Consider the following 26,565-nt stretch of genomic DNA (forward strand, 5'->3'; position numbering starts at 1 on the left):
AACAGTACCTTCCGATGGGATTATCGCAAATCCATCCCCCATCATTTTCCCGGAGAAAACCGGATCCGGAACTTCTGAAATTGGTACTAATTGTCCTTTGATTGGTGCAACAATGGAATCATTTCCGCCAGCACTTTGTAAAGGTTTTGGATTTACATCTTCAATTTGTTGTGTCACTTCTTTATCCATTGATGGCGTCGTAACTGGACGTGGCCTTTTCCCACTCATGACATCTCTCATTTGACCTTTTATAGTTTCAGAACGAGGACCGAATATTGCTTGAATGTTATTACCAACCTCAAGCACACCCGCAGCACCTAGTTGTTTCAAGCGATCTTTATCAACTTCTTTACTATCTTTAACCTCAACACGAAGGCGTGTAATACAAGCATCTAAATGAGCAATATTGTCTTGTCCACCCATTGCTTTTAACACTTCGTATGGAAGATCATTAGCAGCACCATCTGATGCTTCTTCTTGCACTTCATCTTCACGGCCAGGTGTTTTCAGGTTAAATTTGCGAATCGCAAAACGGAAGCCAAAATAGTAAATTAGCGCAAACACGATACCTACAGGAATAATAATCCATGCATTTGTTTGAGGATTAATTAAACCAAATAATACATAGTCAATTAAACCACCAGAGAAAGTCATACCAACTTTAACATTTAATAATTGCATCGTCATAAAAGATAACCCTGCAAAAACAACATGGATACCAAATAATACTGGAGCCACAAATAAGAACGAGAATTCTAATGGCTCTGTAATACCAGTTAAGAAAGAAGTTAAACCAGCAGATAGCATTAATCCACCAACAACTGCTTTTCTTTCCGGACGTGCTTCTTGGTATATTGCTAATGCTGCAGCAGGCAATCCAAACATCATATATGGAAATTTACCAACCATAAACGTACCCGCTGTTAAATTTTGAACACCATCTTTAATTTGAGCCATAAAAATCTTTTGATCACCTTTAACTATGTCGCCAGCTTGTGTTGTATAGCTACCAAATTCAAACCAGAATGGCGAATAGAAAATATGATGTAATCCAAAAGGAATTAACGCACGTTCAATTAAACCAAAGATGAAAGCAGATAGTGTTAGATTAGCTCCTAACATATTTTCAGAGAAAGCATTTAAGCCATGTTGAATCGGAGGCCAAATAACAATCATAATCAACCCTAAAATCACAGCACTTACAGCTGTTGCAATCGGCACAAAACGTTTGCCCGCAAAAAATCCTAAATAGGAAGGAAGTTCAATTTCAAAGAAACGATTATACATGGAAGCAGCAACTATACCAAGGATGATCCCTCCAAACACACCCGTTTGAAGTGTCGGTATCCCAAGAATTGAAGCATATTCTGTACTTCCTTTTAACTCATTCGCTTCAATTCCAAGCACCGTCCCCATAGTCACATTCATAATTAGGTAACCAATAATAGCAGCTAACCCCGCAACTCCTTCTCCACCAGCTAGACCAACTGCAACTCCAACGGCAAACAAGAAGGATAGATTACTAAATATAATATTACCCGCATTTTCCATAACAGAAGCAACCATCACTATTCCACTATTTCCGAAAAATGGTACTAACTCTAACAAAGCAGGGTTTTGAAGAGCATTACCAAATGCAAGCAAAATACCTGCAGCTGGTAAAATAGCAACCGGTAACATAAGTGCTTTACCAACTTTTTGTAAAACACCGAACAACTTTTTAAACATTCCGCTTACCTCCTAAGTTTTTTCGCCCATAAAAGCGTTATCATCGAAAAAGTCAAAATAAAAACAGGCATGAGTGAAGATAACTGAAAGAAGCTATAGGGATAAGTTTCCCTAAAACTTTTATATCAATCATCTTTTTCACTCATGCCTGATCGAATCAGTAACACGTTATAAGATAATGGCTATTTAACTTTCTTTTGAAGTCTCTGTAAATGCATAGTCAAATATACTGCTTCTGCATCATAGACTGGTTTTTTCAATGTTTGTTGCATCACTTTCATGAGCTTCCATGAGAGATTATAACATACTGGGTATTCATCTTTCAATAGAGAAGTTATTTTTTCTGGCTCTTCTACCTTTTCACCATCATGAACTCGTTCTATAGTAAATCGCAAATGCCGAATAAGCCGCATATAGTCTATGCTGTCTTTATCGATTTTTATATCTAATTGTTCCTCAATTAGATTGACCAAATTGGTAACTAGCTGCGAATGCTGATTAACCTCTGAAAGATTTTTATTCATCATAGCACTATGAATATGGAGCGCTATGAAACCGATTTCACCCGTAGGTAGATGGAGTCCTTTCTGTTCTTCTATCAACGTTACTACCTCTTCAGCAATTTGATATTCAAAAGGATATAACGCTTTTGTTTCTATAAGAAATGGGTTATTAAGCACTAATCCATTCGATAATCTAGAAGCGGCAAATATAATGTGATCCGTTAAAGCAACATGAATATGCTCATTTAACACTGCATTTGTTTTCATTTTAATTAGTTCAATCGCAGAAATGATGACTTCTAGTAATTCATTGTCTACGTGAGGGAGAAGTTTCAAATAATTAACTTGTTCCTTTTCATTTCTTAAGACAAATAATTTTTCCACTATATCCGTATCAATATAGTCTCCTCTTTTATGATTAAACCCTATCCCTTTTCCTATTAGAACTACTTCTTCATAGGAAGGGTGTTCACCAATAAGCACATTATTGTTCAACACTTTTTTTATTAGTAGTTTAGACATACTCTTTTCCTCGCTCCGACAGACTTCTAGATCTCTTAATGTTATTAAAGTCTTAATAGGAAGTCAACGAAAAAAATTGAAAACAAAGAAAAGCGGAAGAACCTGATTAGCTTCATATAGACTAGTACTCTTCTTATTTAGAAAGATTGGTTCTTCCTTCTTTCTTTGGAAATTCCTCCTTTGTTCTTATAGAAAAGGGACCGCTTATAAGCGATCCCTTTTCTCCTATAGCCCTATTGCAAGAAAATAAAGTACAAGGCGAAAATTACAAAAAATACATACATTATCGGATTTATTTCTTTCGCACGACCTTTTACCAGCATGGTTATTGGGTAGAAAAGAAACCCAACAGCAATACCTGTTGCTATGCTATATGTTAATGGCATGGCAACAATCGTTAAAAACGCTGGTACAGCAATTTCAAATCTTGTCCATTCTATTTTTCCTAAAGAAGCGACCATTAATATCCCCACTACTACTAAAGCAGGTGTTGTAACGGCAGAAGTAACAACGGATAACAATGGGAAAAAGAATAATGATAATAAGAAAAATCCTGCAGTTACGACTGCTGCAAATCCACTTCTAGCTCCAGCGGCAACGCCTGCAGAAGACTCAATGTAAGAAGTAGTAGTAGATGTACCAAATATAGATCCTACCATAGATGCGATAGAGTCAGCAAACAAAGCTTTCCCTGCCCTTGGCAATTTATTATCTTTCATTAATCCAGCTTGATTTGCTACAGCAACAAGCGTTCCTGCATTATCAAAGAAATCAACAAATAAAAATGTCAGGATTACAACCAGCATATTTTGCGTATAAAAACTGCTGTCTCCAAAAGCAGAAAATAATGCACCGAATGTCGGTTTAATACTTGGAACTGCATCAACAACTTTTGTAGGAGTATCAATTACTCCAAAAATCATTCCAACTACTGCTGTAATAATCATTCCATAAAAGACTCCGCCATGAATCCCTCTTACCATTAGAATGATTGTTACAAAAATGCCAAATATAGCTAACAATGTTTTTGGGTCTGTTAAATCTCCAATATGAACAAGTGTTGCTGGATTATCCACAATAATTTTTGAGTTTTGCAACCCGATAAATGTTATAAATAAACCAATTCCAGCACCTACCGCCAGTTTTAACTCTACTGGAATTGCGTTTATGATTTTTTCACGCAGACCTGAAATCGTTAATAATAAGAAAAATGCACTTGAGATAAAAACAGCAGCTAAAGCATGTTGCCATGGCTGTTGTTGTGTTAAAACAACCGTATAGGCAAAAAATGCATTTAACCCTAATCCTGGAGCCAGCGCAATTGGATAATTAGCAAATATCCCCATAATTAAAGATCCAACTGCTGCAGCTAATGCTGTTGCTACAAATACTGCTCCGTAATCCATTCTTAATGCAGGGCTAAGATCTGTTACATCTCCTAGTGTTAATGTAAACGGATTAAGAGCCAATATATATGCCATTGCTAAAAATGTAGTAAAACCACCTAAAAATTCTTTGCGATAGTTTGTACCTAATTCTTCGAATTGAAAAAACTTTTTCATTTTATTGATGTCTCCCTTTTCTCTTTGTTGAATAAACGAAAAAAACACTCCAAAATTGAAGGAGCGTTGACTAAGGGTTTGTGAAATAGGGATGATATTTATTATAAATAGTAGTAGTTCATATAAATCCCTATAAATACACTTACCTCGTAGTCAAGCTATTTACGGTAGCTCGGTAGATACTTTTGGACCATATTCTCCAATATTATACGAGTATAAAATTTCTCAGCTGCTTGTACAGTGTATCAACATGTCTTTCATCCGTCAATAAATAGAACGGACGTTTTTATTTATATTTTATAAAATGTTCGTTTTTTGGTCAAATCTCATTCAGACTTTTATCTTTTCCCCTAGTATCTTTCTAAATACTTAAATAATACGAAGTGATTAAGCGACTTTTACAACCTATTTAAAAATAAGGCACTGTTAAATTTCATTGTTGATTTATAATGGTCAGGAAATTCACTCGCTTTCCGCGGACGAACTGGCAAGCCTCCTCGGTCGTACCTCCCTTCGGGGTCTTTCCTGCCCGTTTTTCCGCAGGAGTCTCGCAAATTTCCTTCCAAAATCAACATGAACGTTTAACAGAGCCAAAAATAAAAAAGAACCTAGAAATCCAAAAATGTCTAGGTTCTTTTTTTTATTCCCACTCAATTGTTGCAGGCGGCTTGCTTGTAATGTCATAGACTACTCTGTTGATATGGTCTACTTCATTTACAATTCTTGTTGAAATTACTTCCAATACATCCCACGGGATTCTTGCCCAGTCAGATGTCATGCCATCAATGGACGTTACAGCACGGATTCCAATTGTATAATCATACGTGCGAGCATCCCCCATAACTCCTACACTGCGGATATCCGGAAGAACAGTAAAGTATTGCCAAATATCCCGATCTAAACCAGCTTTTTTAATTTCTTCACGTAAAATATAATCAGACTCACGAACAATTTCTAATTTCTCATCCGAAATTGCACCTAATACGCGAATGCCTAGACCCGGTCCAGGGAATGGCTGTCTCCAAACAATATCATCTGGAATACCCAATTCTGATCCTAATGCTCTTACTTCATCTTTGAATAAAGTATTTAACGGTTCAATCAGTTGGAATTGCATATCTTCAGGAAGGCCGCCAACATTATGATGCGATTTAATTGTTTGAGCCGTTGCTGTTCCACTTTCAATAATATCCGTATAAAGTGTCCCTTGTGCAAGGTAATCGATTCCTTCTAATTTTGTCGCTTCATCATCAAACACATAAATAAATTCGTTGCCGATAATCTTACGCTTTTTCTCTGGATCACTTACGCCTTCTAACTTAGATAAGAAACGTTCTTTCGCATCTACTTTAATGACATTCATATGGAAGCCATCTGCAAAAGTTTTCATTACACTGTCCGCTTCACCTTTGCGAAGTAACCCATGATCAACAAATATACATGTTAACTGATCGCCAATTGCTTTATGAATAAGCACTGCTACAACTGAAGAATCTACACCACCGCTTAGGGCACACAAAACTTTTTTGTCGCCAACAGTTTGGCGGATTTTCTCCATTTCAATTTCAATAAAGTTCTCCATAGACCAGTCGCCTTTACAGCCGCAAATGCCAAATACAAAATTCTTCAGCATATCATTACCATATACAGAATGACGAACTTCCGGGTGGAATTGAACAGCGTATAATCCTGCTTCTTCATTGCTCATTGATGCGATTGGACAAGATGGATTTGTTGCATCCACACGAAATCCTTCTGGTGCTTCAACCACTAAATCTCCATGGCTCATCCATACTGTTTGCTCATTTGGCAATTCAGAGAAAAGTTTATTATCATGCTCAATTGTTAATACTGCTTTACCGTATTCACGATGCTTTGCTCTTTCTACTTTCCCGCCTAAATGCTTTGTCATAAGCTGCATCCCATAGCAAATACCAAAGATAGGCAAATCTAAATCGAATATTTTTTCATCACAGCCAAATGCATTTTCGTCATAAACACTGTTTGGACCACCAGAGAAAATAATTCCAGATGGATTTAATTTTTTTATTTCTTCCGCTGTAATCGTATGTGGATGTAGTTCACTATAAACACCGAATTCTCTGATACGTCTTGTAATCAATTGATTATATTGACTACCGAAGTCAAGAACAACAATCATTTCTTGATCTTGAATACTTGCTTTCCCCATCATTTTCACCCCATCAGTCTATTTTAAATCATAATCTTTTTACTATTTTTTTCAAAATACGATAAAATCATGCTAAAAAGATATTTTTTTTGCAAATACCACATTCACTGCAGTAAAGCATCCTATCTTTTTCTTCTATCGATTAAGAATAAAGTAAACTTCCATCAGTGGGGGTTTTTCCTCATCCTCCACTGATGGTTAGTTGAGTTCCACAGGATGTGGATTACACAAACGTTGCCACAGGAAGTGGCGTTCTTAGTTTGTGTACCTCTCACTCGGATCTTTACGGGCGAGTTTCCCCACCTAGCTTCCTCGATTTCTCGGCATCCCCGAGGTGGGGGCTTACTGTCCGTTAAGAGTGGGATAAATAAAAAACTAGAATTCTCCTCCAATAAACGAAGGCAGAATTCTAGTCTTAATTAACGATAATAAGAGTTTTGCCGCAAGCAATCCTCCTAATTCTATCATGAAGACTTCATCTGCCTTCATAGTCAGACCATTTCAGGTGATCCGGTAGAGACTCTCGAACCATATTATCGAGGATATATGAAGGTAATATATATAGATGTGAATATTGTAACAACATGTCGAATTAATGGTCAAGACGTAGTTTTTTTAATTAAATTTTCCCATAATTCTTTTAATTCATTCCAACCACTTTGATTTTTACTGCCTTTGTATAAATACTCTTCATATTTTGCCGTTAAAATAGCCATTTCATTCGATTCAAACAGATGATCAATTTGTTTCGCATATTCCCTTAATGTAAGATTTTCTTTTTTTCCTAAGCCCACAATTTTTAGTACTTTCAGTAAGCTTACATAGGCTTTCGGAAAATCCTCCTCTTTATTTTTATTTTTAAACCGCCAAATAAAATAGTGCGGCAGCCATTTATTACGGTATAAATATAACAGCCAAACGACAAAGGCAATACCCAGTATTATACCGAAAATCCCCTTCCAATTTTGCTCTACAATGCTCCACCATTTTGCAAAAGACCATGTCTCCTTTTGTGATCCATCCAATTGTTTTTCAGGTGTCTGCTTGGGCTCCGTTTGTTTGACTTCTTCTTTTTTCTGTGGATCTTCCTCCTCTTCTTTATTATTCGCTTCATTTTTCACATCATTTAGATAAGTATTTTCATTCGAAAAACCTTGTGTTGGCTCAAAAGTTACCCAGCCTACTTCTGGAAAATAAGCTTCTACCCAGGAATGTGCATTATTATTCGAAATCTCATACACATTGCCTTCTGCCCTGCTTCTAATTACTTCTCCTTCGGTAAATCCTTTTACCCATCTTGAAGGGATTCCAATCGAACGTAATAATGTCACCATAGAAGTAGAATAATTATCACAATAGCCTATTTTCGTTTCAAACAAAAATTGATCTACATAATCATCGTTTTCACCAGGCACAGCAACATCGCTTTGACTGTAGACAAAACCATTTTGCGAAAAATATTTTTCGATTGCTCTCGCCTTGCTAAAACCATTATCCTCATTCTTTGTAATCTCTTCAGCCAAATCCATTACACGCTGGGGCAATGTATCAGGAAGCTGTAAATATCGCCTAGCCATATCCTGATTATCATTAATAAACTTCTTCATATCAGCAGTTGTCAATGCCGTTAGACTATATTCAGGTTTATTATACCGTACAACATAGGAACCAGAAAATTGACCAATGGATATTCTTTCGTTCCCTTTTTCTATCATAAAGTTAAGATCCCCTAAGACATCTTTAATGCCAAGAGGATATAAAAGATAGGAAAAAGGCTGTACATATTCAATCCTGCTTCGATACTCTGTAAGCTTAACAGGATCTCCTTCTTCAAAAGATTGAAAAGGAATATCAGCTCCATCTCTAATTCTGCTGCCTCCTGTTCGATTTAACTCTACTGATTCCTCAGACTGAACCCATCCTTTTCCAGTATAAGTATCTTTCGTTTCTACTTTCCAATAATGAGGAAATTGTCCTTCTGTCTGAAATACAACGGTATCATCCCCTTTAAAAGAACCACCTAAATTAGAATCATCCACGCCATATCCAATCCGCTTCGGACCACCTGCCCCTTCATTCTGCCCTTTGTTGCTCATGGATTGAATAAAAGGAACAGGATCGGGCCAAATTGGCTCAGCCTTTGGTGACAAATATCCAATTGCCGCACTAATTGCAACAAAGAACAGCAGCGGCACCATCCATTTCAGCAAAAAACGGTTATTGCTCTCTAATCCTTCTTTATCTCTTATACGGAAATAAGTCAACATTCCCATTACGATAAATCCGAATATAACAGTACGCATAATCGCACTTTCTGCATTGTATGGAGTAAAGGTATCCAACACAGTAATATAAATCATCGTCATCAAAAAGAAGGTAAAAACCCTTCTTTTTTTAATAAGCCAATAATCGATTAAATATGCCATCAGCCATAATAAAACAAAAAACAATAAACTTTTAAACATATCGGTCATTTCAGGCCAATTTGTATCAAACATAATCTTCATATTTTGCATAATCTCAGAAAAGAATATCCCTATCCAATTAAAAGCGAAAAAAGGTGCAGGATCGTATAAATTCTGCAGTGTATATACAATATATATCCCTTTAATAAGACCACTAAAAATTGCTGGGACACGAAAAAAAGCCAGTAGAAAAGAAAGAACCAAAAAAAGTATAAATACTTGTACATTTCCTGTATTCGTTAATTCTTCGATCGGTCGCAGCCATTCCCAAATAAGAAAAAAACCAAGAATATAAAGAATGAAGTTTGAAAAAGTTCTTGCATGTTCGAATTGTTTGCTCAACCTGTTCTCACCTCCGAAAAAGCATCCTGAAATCTTCCATTTGACACTGGAATTACTCGAATACCTCTTGAAGATAAAGAAACACGAAAATTTCTTTCATTCATTGTCAGTTTTTCATTTGAATCTTTTATTAAATAAATGCCGATATTGAATTTTTTGCTGGAAAGAAAACTTGCTTTTTCCACTAGTTCCTTTGATAGGTTAGCTGTGACCAGCAGCAGTGTAGCATTCTGTTCTAAAGCAGGTGTCTCATTTTCTATTAATTGCGCCAAGGAAATCTTTCTGCCGCTTTTAACACTTGCCAAATGATAAAAAAGCAATCGCTGCTGGCTTTCTCCCCCTCGTATTGGAAAAAACGTTTTTTCTTTCTCAAATGACAACAGCCCTACTTGCGCTCCTTTTTTTAAAATCGCACGAATCAGCGTAGCCGTGAAGGAAACAAGCGTTTCAAAACGAGGATTTTCTTCACTATCCATTACAAGCAAAATATCATGGGACTGTCTCTGTTCAAATTCTTTTGTCATCATATTATTTCGCTTGGCACTTGCTTTCCAATTGATCCAAGAAAAACGATCACCAGGCTGATATTCTCTTAACCCTACAGCCATTGTTGTATCTCTTTGCACTCTTTCTTTGGATGTGGTCATTCCTTGATCAAAATGGTTTTGGAATGGTTTATAAATCCTCTCTTCATATGTGGGATATACAATTATTTTTTCAATATTTGCTATAGCAGCTTCTTTTTCCATTAACCCTAAAGGATCACCCATCTTCAAGTTTGTATGATAAAAAATATGCTCTCCCCTAGGCAGGTCTTTTAATTCATATTTATATTTTATCTGCCTTTTAAATGCAGGCAGAAACAGTTTTTTGCTGCCAATTTCTTCTGTTAAGGAAAGACTTAAAGCATCTTCTACTAGCAAATAAAAAATAGGAAAATAAGAATTTCTTGTTAATTCAATTTCTACCTTCATTGTTTCCTTTGCATTGTATTCATGCTTTTCTATTCTGCGGACCACTTTCCACTCTTTAACAGAATAGATGGCTAAAAAGAGACCATATACAGCAAACGGCAGAAAACTGTAAAATAAAAACCAGCTGACAAATCCGCCTTGAAACATGGCATAAGAAAAAGTTATGCCAATTAGTACAAACAATAGAATTAGCTTCCAAATGGGACTCAGTTTTCTTAAAAATAGTTTCATTTATTTCACAAGCCTTTGTACAGGAACAGAAACATTTGATACAACTCGATCGATAATTTGTTCTGCTGAAATCCCTTCAAATTTTGCTTCCGACTTAAGAATAATTCGGTGGGCAAATACTGATTTCACAAGATATTGAACATCATCAGGGATTACATATTCCCTCCCTTGTATAAAAGCATAGCTTTGAGCTGCTTTCATTAATGCGATTGATCCCCGTGGGCTAACCCCTAAATAAACGCTGGCATCAATTCGCGTTTCATTAGCAAGCTGGACGATATAACTTTTGACCGTGTCATCTACATATACTTGCTTCACTTCTTTTTGCAGCATAACTAATTCTTCCAATGACACCACTGGCCTTAAATTTTCAATTGGCGCCTGCACCTGCACCCTCGTTAACACTTCCATTTCCTCTTGAACGGAAGGATACCCCATTTTCATTTTTAACAAAAACCGGTCTAATTGCGCTTCTGGCAGAGGATAAGTTCCTTCATATTCAATTGGATTCTGTGTTGCCATAACAAAAAAAGGCTTGTTTAATTCATGAGTAGTTCCATCGATGGTTACGCTGCTTTCTTCCATTGCTTCTAATAGTGCGGATTGTGTTTTAGGAGAGGTTCTATTTATTTCATCTGCCAGAATAATATTTCCAAGAATCGGTCCTGGAACAAATTGAAATTCCATTTCTTTGGGATTATAAATGGAGACACCTGTAACATCAGAAGGAAGCAGGTCTGGCGTAAACTGAATTCTTCTAAAATTCGCTCCAACTGATTTTGCCAAGGAACGGACCATCATTGTTTTTCCGACACCAGGTACATCTTCTAAAAGAACATGCCCTTGGGCCAATAATGCAATTAAACTTAATTCAGCAACTTCACGCTTTCCGATCATAACCTTTTCGATATTTTCAATTATTCTGTTAATTTTTACGTTTGTTTCATATAAAGACATGCTTCTCCTCCTGTTTTCCTTTTTTATATGCAACTATTTAGAGATATAGGCGAAAAACAGGGCGGAAATCAATCCAGGCAGTCGATAAACGTTCACTTTATGCAAAACTCACCTTACTTATGTACTCATTGCCTACGCCAAGCTTTTAGCTCCGACCAAAGCATCAAGCCACATAATATAAAGTGACCCTTCTTCCATCAGTGGGGTTTTTTCATCCCCACTGATGGAAAGCTTGCGATCCACAGGGAGTGGATCATACAAACGTTGCCACAGGAAGCGGCGACCTTAGTTTGTGTACCTCCCTCGGACCTTTTCCCCCACCTAGCTTCCTCGGTTTCTCAGCATCTTGAGGTGGGGGGCTTACTGCCAGTTAAGAGTGTGATAAACGTTTTCGACCATCCTGAAGTTACTGAAATACTAATTTGTCGATACTCTGTTTTATCGCAGTATTATCAGCTTTCTAAACTTCCACTCTGATTTCTCTAGTTTTTAAGATAAAAATTCATTTGCATTTAACCCTAGTTCATGACAAATCTCCATGACAACTTGTTTTTCTCTAGGATCAAAATGACCGTCGGCATATCCAACAGCAATACAGTATCTCGCAACAAGTCTTGCAATCTCTGGCTTTGACCGGACTTTCCCGAGTGCCTTAAAGCATTCAGCTCTTCCGATAATTTGATCATATTCAATTTTTCTTACAAATTGATTAAATTGCTGCTGCACTTTATTTGTATCAAAGACGCGCAATTCTTCGCTTTGGTGAATAAATTCCATCATTTTTCTTTCTTCTGAAGGATCTAGTCTTCCATCAGCCATTCCTACTAATGCGCATGCAGCCACAACCGCATCTAATACGTCTGGACTTTTAAATCGCATGAACAATTCTTTTGCTTTTTGCTTTTGCTGCCTTCCCCATTCTGCATAATCTGTATTGGAAGGCGACCAGCTGTTTCGGCAGCTGTTGCATGTAAACTTCAATTGATTCTTGCCAATAAAGCCGCCCAGCAACCCAATTGGACCTAATATTAAACCTCCAACTGCCGCTTTTCCCAAGCCGAATCCCTTTTCGCCTGTTCGAACATTTGTACTATTGCATCGTGGACAAACTATATTATCTCCACTATAGGTTTGATTGGCATTTGCTTGTCCATTCATTGGCGACGGATAACCAACACTTCCTCCATAATGGGACGGGGAAGCCTGTCCATAATTTGGATTCTGCGAGCCAAACTGATTTGGATTAAAAGGCTGTGAAGAAGTAGTTGTTTGGTACGATGGAGAATAATTTGGCTGTGTATTGGTGCTATTTCTATGCTGCGGTGCCGGCTCATCATCTACAGTTACTCCAAAATTCCGGCATAAAGCGGCAAGTCCGCCTTGAAATCCACTTCCTATTGCATTAAACTTCCATTCACCATTATGCCGATATAACTCCGCTGCAACTACAGCCGTTTCTACTGTATAGTCTCTACCAAGATTAAACCTTATTAATTCCTCATTTCCCATTTCACTAAATACTCTGACATATCCATTCGAGATCTGCCCAAAATTTTGCCCCTTTTCATAAGCATGATGGATGGTAATAGAAAAAGCAATTCGCTGAATAGTGGAAGGAACACGCATTAAATCAATCCTAATTTGTTCATCATCAAAATTGCCAGCACCAGTTCTATTATCTCCGCTATACATAATAGAACCATTTGCACCACTTGGATTATTATAAAAAATAAAATCTGAATCACTAAGCACCTTCCCATTTGATCCAAGTAAAAAAGCAGATGCATCCAAATCATAATCTGCTCCATTGTGGTTAATATCCCAACCTAATCCTACAACCACATTGCTTAAACCGGGATTCGTTTTGGTTAAGTCTACTTTTTGCCCTTTGCTTAACATTACTCCCATCCGTCTTCCTCCTCTATTTAACTACTAAACCAGCTATACTATTTATTTGCATGTTTCTTTTATTTTACATGAATAATTTCTTTAATGAAAATTTCTGATTTCCCACCAAAAAATGATGTGTTGCAAAGACCCTATTGCATACGGTTGAGATGAAAAAAAGTTCCAAAAACCCAACAAGAGCTTCCTATTTATCCCACTCTTAACGGGCAGTAAGACCCCCACTGATGGAAGGTTCACTTTATATTTTCTATTGCATCCATTTTTGTTGGAATAAAAATTCCGATGTTTCTATTACTATGCTTCTTCAAAAAATAATGTATTTTTAATTTGAATTATTCTCGAAATGTTTTTGCTTCATTAGTAGTGAAAAATTAAATGGATTGTCTTATTGTCATAAACTTGCTAGCTACGTTACAGTTATTTAACCTTCGCGCTTTAACCGCTTATTGTAAAATGTGTATGTAGTAATATAAAGGAGTGATCTATGTGGTATTCGGAGAGTTAATATGCAAGCTGCGCGGTTATCATAAGTTTAATTATTATTACAGCGGCCAGTGTATTACATGTGGAGAAATGAGAAAAGAGTCACAAGAAAAAGTGCCAGAAAACAACCAACTGAATGAAAAGAAAGAGACCGTTATTAATGAATGAGCTGGCAGGCTCATTTAACCTATATCCCCTCATGCTCTAAGTTGTCCCCCTTTCAATATATCCAAAAATATAGATAATACATGCACAGAATAATTGTTTAAAATTATCTGTGCAGTTTTTATTTAAAGATAAGAAAGGATAAGTTCTGAAGTCTGACAAGTGTCTAGCGCAAGCACCTATCGACTTCAACGCTTCCCTCACCTCGCTTGCGTAGTCAACATCGAATCACTACGTTCTTCGTGTTTCCTTTATCTCTTCAAGGAACACAAACTAAAACCGCCACGTCCTGTGGCAACGTTTGTGTAATCCACATCCTGTGGACCTCAGCTTATTCTGTCGATAACCAAGGGCGCTTGCGCTTTTCCTAGGACTATGAATTATCAATTTAATTCAACTTTCATATTATGCTCTTTATTCAATGCCGTTAATGCCTGTTTAAGATTCGCTCTAAATACTAATTTTTCTACATTAAGGCCTAAGCTCACCATTGTTTGGGCAATTTCTGGACGGATCCCAGAAAATATTGTTTCGATGCCCAGCAAATTTAGCGCATCTGTTATTTTAAACAACTCATTCGCTACCATCGTATCGATAATCATTACACCTGAAATATCCATAATCAAATGGGAGATTCCCATTTTTCGTGTTTTCGCCAAAGTCTCTTCCATTAATAATTGAGCTCTTTCTGTATCAATATCGCCAATTATCGGCAAGATAGCAACTTTATCGGTGATGGGAACAACCGGTACCGATAATTCCAAAAATGCTTTCCGAGAATTGGTTAGCGTTTCCGAATAAGATTGAACATACGATATACTAAAACAATGAAGAGCATGATCTAATAATGGATCAATAATTTCTTTTGCTTCAAATACAGTATATATTGACATATTTTTTTCTTTTATTTCTTCTTGCAAGACTCTCCACATAGCTCTTCTGTAAAAAGAGACATCTTTTAATGCTTCATCTAATGGCACTCCACGGAGGCAAAACATATTCCCTGTTGCTTTTCCCCAATCAGAGAATTTCCGGTATGCTGTTTTTATATCGACGTAATTTTGCAGACTTTCTCCAAACAAAGCAATAAAACCAGCACGGATTTTTATCACTTCATCTTCCACCCTTTTTACCTCTTCCAGCTCTTCCTTACTAACATCAGCCAATCTTTCTTTATGAACATTAATAGCAATATCCTGTGTTTTTTCTGAAAGTTTTTTTCCTAGATACACCAAATCTTTCTTCATAATCTCCTCCATAATATTGATAAAAAATCCATAATATTTTCAAATGCAGTTCTATCTATTTTGCGAATGATAAAAATGGTTGTCGTTAACCGATTATGTACTTATCGAGGAGGACAGGTATTGGTATCTAAGTAAGAAGAATACCCAAAATACACCTAAGGTTATACTATTTATAGAATATTATACATGCTATTTAGAATTGCGGATAGGATAAACTACTCCTCTCATATGTCATAAAACTTCCTTTGTATTGCAAGAGCAGAAAGAACAAAAGCGCAAGCGCCTTGATCATCGCCGTACAAACTGGAAAGGCTTCGACTGAGATAAAGGAAACACGATGAGCGATAGCGAATCGATGTTGACTTATCGTAGGGAGATGACCTGAAGTTTGATAGGCGATAGGCGCTGGAGCTGGACGCGGACCAAACTGCTAAGTTATCCACAACTCTATCTCGTTTATAATTTCCTAGACGATAAAAAAAGCTAACCAGTAATAACTGGTTAACCTTTTTATAAAACCTATTTATCTCACTTGCCCATTTCCGCTCATCATATATTTAATCGTAGTTAAAGAAGGCAATCCCATTGGTCCGCGAGCATGCAGCTTTTGAGTGGAAATGCCAATTTCAGCACCAAATCCTAGGGCTCCACCGTCAGTAAACCTTGTAGAAGCGTTATGGTATAATGCTGCTGCATCGGTTAACTGCATGAATTTCTTAGCTGTCTCTTGGTTTTCCGTGATAATGGCTTCTGAATGTTTCGTACCGTATCGATCGATATGCTCTATTGCCTCTTCCATACAGCTGACGGTTTTCACCGCAATGTCTAGACTTAAATATTCATTTGCCCAATCATTTTCATTTGCAGGGAGTACATTTGCCAGTGCATCAGCTGCCGCTTGATCACCATGAACCGTAATATTATGTTCCTCAAGCGATTTTGCCAGCTCTTCTTTATAGCGGGTCAGCCATTCATTATGAACGATTAGCGTTTCTGCCGCATTACATACAGCCGGACGGTCTGTCTTTGCATTGATGATAATGTTTAATGCCTTTTCTACATCCGCTTCTTTATCTACATAAAGATGACAATTTCCTACACCTGTTTCTAGAACTGGAACCGTAGCATTTTCTACAACTGTCTGGATTAACGAACCCCCGCCTCTCGGAATCAAAACATCAATATGTTTTTTCATCGTAAATAGCTGTCTAGTCGCTTCTCGATTCGTATCAGCAATAAATTGGATAGATTCTTTTGGTATTTTTGTACCCTCAAGTGCTTTATGCATAATGCGAACAATCTCTTTATTGGAAGAAATGGCAGAAGAACCACCTTTTAACACAATCGCATTCCCTGATTTCAAGGCAAGTCCAGCAGCATCCACGGTAACATTCGGACGAGCTTCATAAATCATCCCGATCACTCCAAGGGGAACGCGGACTTCCTCTACTTTTAAGCCATTTTCCAATGTCCAGCTGGAAAGAATATCTCCTACCGGATCTGCAAGTTCTGCTACTGTGCGCAGCCCTTCTGCAAAATCAAAGATACGTTCACGATTAAGCGCCAAACGATCCATAAATGCCTGCTCAAATCCACTTTCCCTTCCTTTTTGCAAGTCCTTTTCATTTGCAGCTAAGATGGATTCATAATCGCTTTCAAGGACATCAGCCACTATTCTTAATGCTTCGTTTTTTTCGTCTGTTTTAAGCATGCTAAGTGTTTTTGCTGCTTGTTTAGCAGCGATTGCCTGTTCCTCTACGGTATATGCTTTTATGATTGTTTCCGTCATTAAATTGCCTCCTCCAAAATTAGACCGTCTCCAGTGCCATAAAGTCTTTTGCATAGACAAATGACTCTTGTTCAATCACTGGCTTTTCCTGCACATTCTTTTGTATTAACGCATCGCTCGAATAGTTTATTCTGCCGAGTCCAATCTCCTCTTTCGTTTCATCAAAAATTCGTACTACCGCTCCTTCATCAAAACTGCCATTTACTTCGATGATATCTTCCAGAGCAATACAAATTTTCTCATTAATAATATTGCTTTTCGCCTGTTGATTAATGAATATTTTCCCTTCAGGACCTGAATGAAAAGCAATCCACTGCTGTTCATGATCCAAGTTAAAAGCATCTGGCTTTATCTCGAAATACGTTCCTTTTGCTTTTCCTTGTACCGCATCCATTAATATATCTGGTGTGCCGGCTTTTCCTAAGAAGGAATGAATGCCAGAAGCCATCGCAATTTTAAAGGCTGCTATTTTAGATTTCATGCCGCCAGTACCAACGGAACTGTCAGATCCGCCTGCTGCCGCTTCAATCTCCGGTGTAATGGAAAATACCTTTTCCAGCATTTTCGCATCTGGGTTCTTGTTTGGATTATCCGTATATAGTCCATTAATATCCGATAAAATAAGGAGCTGATCCGCATCAATCAACGCTGCAACCTTTGCTGACAGTGTATCATTATCGCCGAATTTCAATCGGTCGACTGTGACCGTATCATTTTCATTAATAATCGGAATAATTCCACGGTCTAATAATACATTTAACGTATTTTTCATATTTTCATAGCGAATTTCATCCGAGAAATCGCTTCTTGTGATTAATATTTGCGAAGCGACATATCCATGAGATAAAAAGAGTTCTGAGTAAGATTCCATTAATAGTCCTTGACCGATGGAAGCCGCTGCCTGCTTCTCCGGCAAAGTTGTAGGGCGCTCAATACAGCCAAGCTTACGGTATCCAGCTGCTACTGCACCAGATGATACTACCGCTGTTTCGTAGCCTGCATCCTTCAATTCCACAATTTGCTCTACTAATTTCTCCAGCTTCTTGCGGCTGATTTCTCCATGCGTGCTTGTTAACGAGCTGCTTCCGATCTTAATAACAACTCTTTTTATCTGATTTGCCTGTTTATCTCCGTCTGACATTCTTATGCCTCCTGAAATTTTTTTATCTGTTTGTTTTTTAAAAAGCTCTTTTCGTATAGATTATTGTTAATTAACCTGCAGCCTGAATACACTTCGTTTTCCGCTTAGCGAGTGCCGATCCTCCTCGTCACTTTGCTGAAGCCACTGAAAAAGTGAATGCTGGGAACGATATTTCGTGACAACCCAAAAGGTGGTTTTCTCTCGGTTTTCCGAGGCTTGCCAACAGGGTAGTGTTTTTTTACACCTTTCAACCATTTTTTCTATTACATTCAAGGATTTTACCTATCATTTATCTCATTAAACACACATTTTCAGTGACCTAGCACAGTTCCTTCGAGTTTCGTCCTTCTCCCTTTTTACACAGGAGCCTACATGTATTCAGACTACTCCGTGCTTCAGTAATGTTTATGATTTTATTTCTTATTAATGATCATTCGATGTTAATTTGTGATTAGCTTTCCACCAAGCTCATTGCTTATCTCTTTTGAACGTTTTGCTGCATGAAAAACTGCTTGTGAAATGGCATCGCCACCATTGTAGCTATTTAATGCCTGCAAGCCTGCAGCGGTCGTTCCGTTCGGAGAAGTGACTTTTTCACGAAGAACAGTCGGCGATTCCTTCGTATTCATCACCATTTTCGCTGCTCCGTATATCGTCTGTGCAATAATCTCCCGAACCATTTCCCCGTTCATGCCATTTTGTATGCCAACTGCTTCCATATGCTCCATTAAATAATAGAAATATGCAGGACCGCTTCCAGCTAATCCAGTAAATAGATCCATTTGCTCTTCCTCAATTAGGAAGACCTTCCCCATGCATTCCAGCAGCTCTTTTACTACTTCTATATTTTCCTTTTCTGTGTTTCTTCCAGCTGATAATGCCGTTGCCGATTCCTGAATCATACTTGAAGTGTTCGGCATCACACGAACAACCTGCTGGCCATCTTGCAGATGTTCCTCCATAAAGGTAGTAGATATACCCGCTAATACAGAAATAATAACCTGATTTGGTCTTACTTTATCTTTTATGGCAGACAACGCTTCTGCTGCTCCTTTTGGCTTCATCGCCAAAATAAACAAATCTATTTTTTCATACGGCAATTCTTCACTAGATGCAGTATGGATTCCATATTTATTCTTTAATTCCTGCAGTCTTTCTTTATTGCTTTTATTTGTGGTATAAATGCTTTCAGCAGGCATTTTCCCAGCTTCGATTACCCCAGCGATCATCGATTCAGCCATCGATCCTGCCCCTAAAAAAGCTACTGTCTTTTGTTCTAACACAGCCATTCCTCCTACTTGTTATTTCTCATTTTCCGCTCTTTTTCCAACGTTTTTTATCGTAACATGCTCAAAAATAGATGCAAGGGAACATTGCCAATTGGTGAGGAAAGGGGCGAGATAGTGAATGTAAGGTTCCATTTAGCACCCAAATTCCCCATATCGCGGATAATCCTTTATTTTCGGATTATATGTGGAAATACAAGGAATAGAATTGGAAGAAAATCTGACAAAATAGACCTATACAAAATTACAGCTATTCCGGCATTTATTCAATTTGTTTGAAATGGAGAAAATTTTTCCTAGCAAAATAAAAAGACTACCTCCTGAGTTTTTACTAAATTTAAACCACTTCTAATTTATATAGAGAATGGTTTTTAACACTATTATAGATTACTGCTTTTCCTATTAAAGCCCCTTAAGTTCTTTCATATTTTATCCCCCTGTAAAAAATGCGTATTCCTTTATTTTCTTATAATCCGTAAAACAAATATGGTAAAATAAATTGCTAGAAGTTAGAAAATATTTATATTTTTCCTAGAAATGAGTGTTCAAAAAGGAGAATAAAAAGGACCAAGAAGTTCGAGGCGACTTAGCTTTGAGCATCGAAACGTATGGTAAGAATACGTGAGAAGCGAAAGATAAGTCAACGAAGAAATTCGATGTGTCATTTTTACCGGACTTTTTGAACAACCTCTAGAAATGCAATCGGGTTAGCTTAGGAGTGTAAAAAAACATGAACAAGAAAGATATAGCAAATATTCGAAAACAATTTAAAATAAACAATGATTTACTCAAAATCTTTGACATTTTTAATGTGTATATCATGAAGGAATCAAGTGACATTTATCATTACCAAAGTCAGCCATTTGGCATGCTTGACCAAGATCAGCAAGAATTATTTTTGAATAACTTTAAAAAATTGCTTGCTGGTCAATTGGATGAGAAGCTTTTTGAATTAAAGTTTCAAAGGGATGCTGAAAATAACAGTCAGCTTATTTTACACCAAGGATTACTTAGCAATGACGCGGATACTTGGAAAGAGCAAATGCTTCAAGTGGTAGACAAAATGCTTGCAAGTAGACAATATGAGAAAGATATTGTCATCACATTCATTCACGGAGAATATTTGAAGCCAACGAAACGCCGCAATGAAGAGAGCGAGATGAGTGAACGAGATACTGTTTACTCCCACCCCTTTATTTTATGCAGCATAAATAATACACAAGAGCCAAAAAAAGAACTGCTTTTTGACTATGTAGATAAAGAGTTTAAATACAATATTGTTGTTGACCCAATCATTAACCTTCAATCTCCAATGGCAGGATTTCTCTTCCCTTGCTTTACGGACAATACAGCAGATGTTAACCACATATTGTATTCAGCAGGCAAGGTTCACGAACCAGATTACCAATTTATTGAAGAAGTATTAAATGGCGAAGAAATAATGACCGCCCAAGACGATAAAATTGTATTTGAAGAAATCATTAAAGACGTAACTGGAGATCAATTAAATACTTCCTCCCTCTCGAATGTCTATGAAGAAATTAATCGGATGATCGTAGAAAACGAAGAGGAAGAACAACCAAAATTAGATTCAAAAGATATCGAACTAGTCTTAAGAATGAGCGGCCTGGAAGAGATAAGCTCAGAAAAGGTAGAAACAGCCTTCAAAAAAATTATTGATGATGACAAATATGAGATAAAGGCAAGTAACATCCTGCCAAAATTCACCTCCAAATCCATTAAAATCAGCACCAAAATCGCTAACATTTCGATTAGTCCACCAGATTTAAAGTACGTTAAACAAGTGGAGTTAAGCGGAAAACGTTATCTGATGATCGAGGTGGAAGAAAATACAGTCATTGAAGGATTTACGATGATTCCAGAGGCTTTTGGAGAACGCTCAGAAGAATGATAGACAAACTGTTGGATAACTGAATTCATTAATCAGATAGCACCTTTCACTTGATAAAGAAAGGTGTTCCTCTATGTAATTCAAGAAACGAAAAGAAGCCTCTCAAAAGTTCAATGAACTCACGAGAAGCCTCCGTTAATTTATCTCCATGTTAGCAAACCACTCTCACCTTACCAACAATTCCTTTTTTATCAAGGGTTTGAGGGGCAGATTACATCATGCCGCCCGTAGGTTGCTAGAGTGTAATATTGTTAACGTTGTGTGCAAAAAGTGCGGTAAATCAACGTTTTGGATGTTTTTGGGTGTAACATCTTTAACGGGGATTTACCGTCTTTTATAAGAGTGCGTTGGGAAGGCGTTAGCAAAATGTTAGCATTTATCAAACGCAAATCACTTTAACGACATTTAAACTTAAATAAATAAAACAATTTAGAAACCTAATTGGTATGGTATAAAATCTTTAGACTAATTTGATCACCTTATTAAATTTCCTTTTTCTTTTTTACAGTTTAAAAAAGCTATTTTAATTTAATTTTCCTAATACATATTCTATATCTTCGATAATTTTTTTATATACTTGATTCCTTAGTTCCCTATCATCACCAATATAATTACTCAAAGCTGAGTCTGAATAACTAAAACCTCCAACTCCTTTTCTTCCTAATTGCTTTAAGGAAATATCTAATTCTATTCTCATTTTTTCGAAATCCGGGTTTAATTCCCTACCAATTTTTACAATAGTTTGAGCATCATCCATAGTTTCTACAGGTTCCCAGCTGTAACTAATGCCTCCCCCTCCAAAACCTTCATTGTCTCTTTCAAGACTAACATTGTATCTAACAGGTCCCATTGAATATAAAGGCATTACTCTGCTAATTGTAGCAAAGCAATTTTCGACCAAGCTTCTATATGAAATTTGGAAAGCATCAAAAAATTCAGAAATTCTTTGTGTCAGTCTCTCATCACTCCAAACTTCCCAAACCCAATAACTATTACTTTGTGGTTTTAAATCACTTTGTGGTAATAAATATTCTTTAAAATTAACCTCTAATTCGATAAACTTTAATAACTTATATACTAAAGGAGCAATATATTCCCTATTTAAACTTCCATAATAACCACTTGTTTGCACATATTTAAAGATATTATCTCCGTAAAGTAGCACTTCTTGTATTTCTTTATTAGAATGTTTATAAAGACTAACCTTTTCTTGACCTATTGAAAAGTATTGTTTAGGTAAACTTGTTAATACATATTCTATACATGGGACGAGTGCTTTTAGAGATTCGTGTTCAAAAAGTCTTTGTTTATTGAAGATTTCTTTTAACTGCTTTTTTATAATATACAATGAAACTTCTCTCGCTGAATCTAATCCAAAGTCTGTTTGTTGAAGATTAAAATACCAATGATTTGATGAATTTAGTGATACTATTGGTGTGCTTATTGCGTTTCCTTCGTCATCTCTGTATTCCATTGTAGCAGATCCTGCTTTTTCACTTACAATAATGGTTCTTTCATCTATATTATTTCTTATTATTTCTATACTTAGGGTTAATCTGGATCTATCTAAGGCTCCTACAATAGCAACTTTATCATCGCTGAATACATTTTCTTCACACCAAGGATAGAACTCTTGCTTTATATTCTGAAAAAAGCTATCTATGATGTTCAAATAACTTCTTCGTATCTGCGTAAAATATTCTTCTAAATAGTCTTTGTTCCAAATTTTATCTTCGTTATTATTAAAGTTAAACCTTGTTTCTAGACATTGACGATACAAATAAATATCTTTTGTCTCTAATTTGTCTAGAATTAAATTTTGCTGCTCATAATTTCTTAAAAGCCCAGAAGTAAATTTAAAGACCTCATAATAACCTTCGTTTAAATAATTCATTTCAATAAAATCAGAAATCTCATCTTTAGAAAATCTCGAAAGTTTAAGAGCTACAAAATATTCTTCAATTGAGGGATGGAAGAATTCAATACGATTTCTTTCTTCTAAAAGAACCCCAGTTTGTAATATTTCCTTTTTAATTAAGTTAAAATTCTCTTGCCCTTCAATTTGACTATTTATCACATCCCTAAGCTTTACCGAATTATTTTTTTCTCTGAAATTTAAGTAAGCATATTCCATTAAAATTTCTTCTTTAACCTCAAATTCAAGTAGTAAGTCTATATCTGTTCCATCTTGTAACAATCTATCGTTCATAATATAAGATATAAACATTTCATATAACTCAGATTTATTCTTTGGTATGACTTTATTTGTCAATTCTTTCATAATGTGTGCAGTCATATAAAGAAATAGCGGATTCTCTATTAAATCCTTTAACTGTTTCTTCAACTCGTGAATATAACCAAAGTGAACTTTTTCTCCAAATACAGCTTCAACATACTCTTGAATTTGTGTATCCGATAAAGCCTTCAGGTTATACTCTGTCAAAACTTTGTGAAATTCATTATGGTAGTTTTGCTGTCGACAAGTCATTATAATTTTAGTTTCCCTAAATTGCGACACTTTCTGTACTTCTCTAATGAGTAAATCTTTATTATTAAGTACTTCATCAAATCCGTCTATTAGTAATATGTATTTTCCCGCTTTTAAACCCTCAATTATTTGATGATCATTGATATCTGGTGAATAATACTCTAATTCTTTTCTTATTCCTTCTACAATATTTTCATATCCCCTATACCATTCTTTGGCTTTCAGATAAATTGGTATCTTTCCAATAGAAACCTGTGGATTTTCTATAATTTCTAACATAAGCATATGCAATAAATACGTTTTTCCACCACCGGGTTTTGATAAAATAATCAAAGATTGATCATCTTCTAAAATTTTATTAAAGCTAATATCTTCTGTTGCAGCTTTTTTAGGTTGAACAGATATGGGAAACCCTAAAGGATTAACTCTATTTTTTTCAATACTTCTTTTTAAATTGTTTTCTAATTGTTGTTGTAATGAGTTCTTTAAGGATAAGATATACTCTTCGTACTCTACGTCATGTTCTTTGGTAATAATTAGAACACCAATTGAATTTAAATATTCTCTATAAATATATAAACTTACTGCACACAATCGGCTAGCTTCATTACCTTCACTAACTTGTTCTAACATAACTGCTACCGCTTGATTGTTATAAAGAAGTGGTCCTCCTGAGCAACCTCTATAATTTTTAATAGAATCTGATTTCACCTTTATATCTAAATTAGAGCCGTAGTCTATATCTACATCTTGAAACTCGTTTCTAATTTCTAAATCTATTGATGTACCTTTTTCTTTTGCAACAGCCGGATAACCATAAGTGAAAGTTTCGGTTGTAGAATAAAACCTATAATCTATACATTTAAAATACTCAATATTATTAACTTGATGATTTAATTGCAAACAAATAATTTCATATTCTTCCCAACCATCTAAGGTCAATAGTGGTTTAGCATTAAATTCGGTTTCGTCTCCTTGCTCATTGATAAAAACTACTTTAATAGCATCAACTTCATTTTTTAAATACGATTTTATGGCATGTAGTGCCGTAATAACTTTGTCATTTGAGACTAAAAAACCACTCGAAGTTAAATTACCACATTCAATCCTTGGTATAGACACTCTAGATAAAAACTCCATTACTTCACTCCTAATCTACAACTATATTCATAGGTGATGAACCATTTCCCACAACCACTTCTAAATTATAGATATTTTTAATTTCTTCTGAACAAATCCATTTAGACGTGCTTGTTTCATAATTAAAATAAAGTTCTTTTTTCATATCCTTATTTGCAAAAATAAGTTTCGCTAATGTTTCTACATTGGGATGTGCATGTTTTCTACCATTAGTAGAAATTAAGTACTTATTACTTTTTAATATTTCTGATAGTTCAAGCGTCATATTCTTGCTACTCCCATGATGCGGGACTTTAACTAAGTCGAATTTTTCAATACCTAAATTATATAAATTCTTATATAATATATCTGGATGTCCATCAGCTAAAAAAAGAAGATTTTTCCCTTTATAATTAATACAAATTGCTATAGAGGATCCATTTGTAGGTGATTTATCAATATTCATTTTCTTTTGAATAATTTTTTCTATTGATTCAGTATGCATGCTTTCTTCTAACGAAACTTCTGTTTTATCAATTTGTAACTCTTCATACATTAGCAACATAAACTCAAAAGCATCATCAAATATCTGATCTTTTGTAATTTTAAAATTCCATTTCTTGTCTGTAAGTTCTTTTATCCACTTTTTCTTCAGTTTCTCTAATTTATCGTTATTAGGTGAAACTATATTAATTACTACATCATCAAATTTAAGTTTGGGAATATTATCTTGTGATACAGCTGTACCTTCAAAACTACTATTCCATTTATATCCCCCTGTTAACAATAGCGCACCCAATGTAGAACCTTGTCTTATGCTTACTTCAGATTTACTAACCTCACTAGTTGACTCTCTCTTTACATATGATTCTCCTAATGCAATTTCTCTTTGTAATATTCTTTTTTCTTTATCACTTAAATCCCCGTGGTTCTTCTCCATTTGTAAATGTCTATAACAGTTATACCAGACTTCTTCTATTTCTATAATTTTAGACTTATTATTTTCTTCAATAAAAGCCATTGCTCCTAATATATGATCTTCATCGATATGCGTAACAATAAATAAATTTATTTTTTCACCTAGCTTTTTTAATTCTTTTAAATCCTCTTTTAAATAGTTATGGTATGTTTCTGCATATCCACAATCAATTAACAAATGTTTACGGTTTTCATCACCTAGAGAGATTAAAAAACAATCTCCATTTTCAGCAGGATACATTTTTACATTAATCAAATTTTATCCCCTCACCAATTTCTTTAAACTAAACTGTACCATAAACAAAGTGTAGTTCTTGAGAGTCTTCAACGTTAGTACGTAACAAAATAAGCCACTAAGTCTGTAATCTCAAGCGCACATAATCTATATTTATAAGTTACTCGTATCCCTTTATTTAACCATTAATTAATTTCCTCAAAAAATAAAGCAGAAGTTTCCCATTGGAGTTAAAACTTCTGCTTTTATAGATGGATTCTAATCTATTGAATATGTATCTTTATTACTATTTTGATACCCTTGGTGAAAATTGTCAATAACAATCAGACCCTGTTAAAT

At 35.8% G+C, this 26,565-nt stretch carries 16 protein-coding genes and 2 riboswitches; of the genes, 2 read left to right on the plus strand and 14 right to left on the minus strand.

The window, feature by feature from the left end:
* The 8 genes from ptsG to ACTYBU_RS21825 all read right to left on the minus strand — a co-directional run.
* Positions 1–1,728: glucose-specific PTS transporter subunit IIBC (ptsG, locus tag ACTYBU_RS21790; RefSeq protein ID WP_445493070.1), on the minus strand; the 1,728-nt coding region annotated here is incomplete at its 3' end.
* Positions 1,729–1,910: 182 nt separating this feature from the next.
* On the minus strand, positions 1,911–2,753 hold the full coding sequence (gene glcT / locus ACTYBU_RS21795) for a glucose PTS transporter transcription antiterminator GlcT (protein WP_445493072.1): 843 nt from the start codon (positions 2,751–2,753) through the stop codon (positions 1,911–1,913).
* 233 nt (positions 2,754–2,986) lie between these two features.
* A complete protein-coding gene (locus ACTYBU_RS21800; RefSeq protein WP_445493074.1) occupies positions 2,987–4,315 on the minus strand; it encodes an NCS2 family permease in 1,329 nt (442 codons plus the stop codon).
* 130 nt (positions 4,316–4,445) lie between these two features.
* Positions 4,446–4,548, minus strand: a riboswitch (purine riboswitch).
* Positions 4,549–4,955: 407 nt separating this feature from the next.
* Complete coding sequence (gene guaA, locus ACTYBU_RS21805; protein ID WP_445493076.1) at positions 4,956–6,509, minus strand: glutamine-hydrolyzing GMP synthase; 1,554 nt, start codon at positions 6,507–6,509, stop codon at positions 4,956–4,958.
* Positions 6,510–6,974: 465 nt separating this feature from the next.
* Positions 6,975–7,076, minus strand: a riboswitch (purine riboswitch).
* Positions 7,077–7,105: 29 nt separating this feature from the next.
* The gene (locus tag ACTYBU_RS21810) at positions 7,106–9,313 is read right to left on the minus strand and encodes a transglutaminase family protein (RefSeq protein WP_445493078.1); all 2,208 of its coding nucleotides are present in this window, start codon (positions 9,311–9,313) and stop codon (positions 7,106–7,108) included.
* Positions 9,310–10,470, minus strand: a complete 1,161-nt coding sequence (locus ACTYBU_RS21815) for a DUF58 domain-containing protein (RefSeq protein ID WP_445493080.1) — start codon at positions 10,468–10,470, stop codon at positions 9,310–9,312. The genes ACTYBU_RS21810 and ACTYBU_RS21815 overlap by 4 nt, the downstream gene beginning before the upstream one ends.
* Positions 10,471–10,518: 48 nt before the next feature.
* Positions 10,519–11,475 carry an AAA family ATPase gene (locus ACTYBU_RS21820; RefSeq protein ID WP_445493082.1) on the minus strand — a complete coding sequence of 319 codons (957 nt, stop codon included), beginning with the start codon at positions 11,473–11,475 and terminating at the stop codon, positions 10,519–10,521.
* Between the two features lie 489 nt (positions 11,476–11,964).
* On the minus strand, positions 11,965–13,383 hold the full coding sequence (locus ACTYBU_RS21825; protein ID WP_445493084.1) for a TerD family protein: 1,419 nt from the start codon (positions 13,381–13,383) through the stop codon (positions 11,965–11,967).
* Positions 13,384–13,869: 486 nt separating this feature from the next.
* On the opposite strand from ACTYBU_RS21825, the gene ACTYBU_RS21830 reads away from it, so the two are divergent.
* Positions 13,870–14,034: a hypothetical protein gene (locus tag ACTYBU_RS21830; protein ID WP_445493086.1), complete on the plus strand. Its 165-nt coding sequence runs from the start codon at positions 13,870–13,872 to the stop codon at positions 14,032–14,034.
* A 380-nt stretch (positions 14,035–14,414) separates the two neighbouring features.
* On the opposite strand, the gene ACTYBU_RS21835 is transcribed toward ACTYBU_RS21830, so the two are convergent.
* The 4 genes from ACTYBU_RS21835 to proC form a co-directional block, all read right to left on the minus strand.
* A complete protein-coding gene (locus ACTYBU_RS21835; RefSeq protein ID WP_445493087.1) occupies positions 14,415–15,278 on the minus strand; it encodes an STAS domain-containing protein in 864 nt (287 codons plus the stop codon).
* 523 nt (positions 15,279–15,801) lie between these two features.
* The gene (locus ACTYBU_RS21840) at positions 15,802–17,067 is read right to left on the minus strand and encodes a glutamate-5-semialdehyde dehydrogenase (protein ID WP_445493089.1); all 1,266 of its coding nucleotides are present in this window, start codon (positions 17,065–17,067) and stop codon (positions 15,802–15,804) included.
* Positions 17,068–17,086: 19 nt separating this feature from the next.
* Positions 17,087–18,208: a glutamate 5-kinase gene (gene proB, locus ACTYBU_RS21845; protein ID WP_445493091.1), complete on the minus strand. Its 1,122-nt coding sequence runs from the start codon at positions 18,206–18,208 to the stop codon at positions 17,087–17,089.
* A 440-nt stretch (positions 18,209–18,648) separates the two neighbouring features.
* Positions 18,649–19,497 carry a pyrroline-5-carboxylate reductase gene (gene proC / locus ACTYBU_RS21850; protein WP_445493092.1) on the minus strand — a complete coding sequence of 283 codons (849 nt, stop codon included), beginning with the start codon at positions 19,495–19,497 and terminating at the stop codon, positions 18,649–18,651.
* A gap of 727 nt (positions 19,498–20,224) precedes the next feature.
* Here proC and ACTYBU_RS21855 point away from each other — a divergent pair.
* Positions 20,225–21,406 (plus strand): DUF4317 domain-containing protein, encoded by a 1,182-nt coding sequence (locus ACTYBU_RS21855; RefSeq protein WP_445493094.1) that lies wholly within the window; start codon positions 20,225–20,227, stop codon positions 21,404–21,406.
* Positions 21,407–21,929: 523 nt separating this feature from the next.
* Here the strand turns inward: ACTYBU_RS21855 and ACTYBU_RS21860 are convergent.
* A complete protein-coding gene (locus tag ACTYBU_RS21860; RefSeq protein ID WP_445493095.1) occupies positions 21,930–25,034 on the minus strand; it encodes an NACHT domain-containing protein in 3,105 nt (1,034 codons plus the stop codon).
* Positions 25,035–25,044: 10 nt separating this feature from the next.
* Positions 25,045–26,247 carry an MBL fold metallo-hydrolase gene (locus tag ACTYBU_RS21865; protein WP_445493097.1) on the minus strand — a complete coding sequence of 401 codons (1,203 nt, stop codon included), beginning with the start codon at positions 26,245–26,247 and terminating at the stop codon, positions 25,045–25,047.
* Positions 26,248–26,565: the final 318 nt, after the last annotated feature.

The sequence above is a fragment of the Niallia sp. 03133 genome (assembly GCF_052663225.1).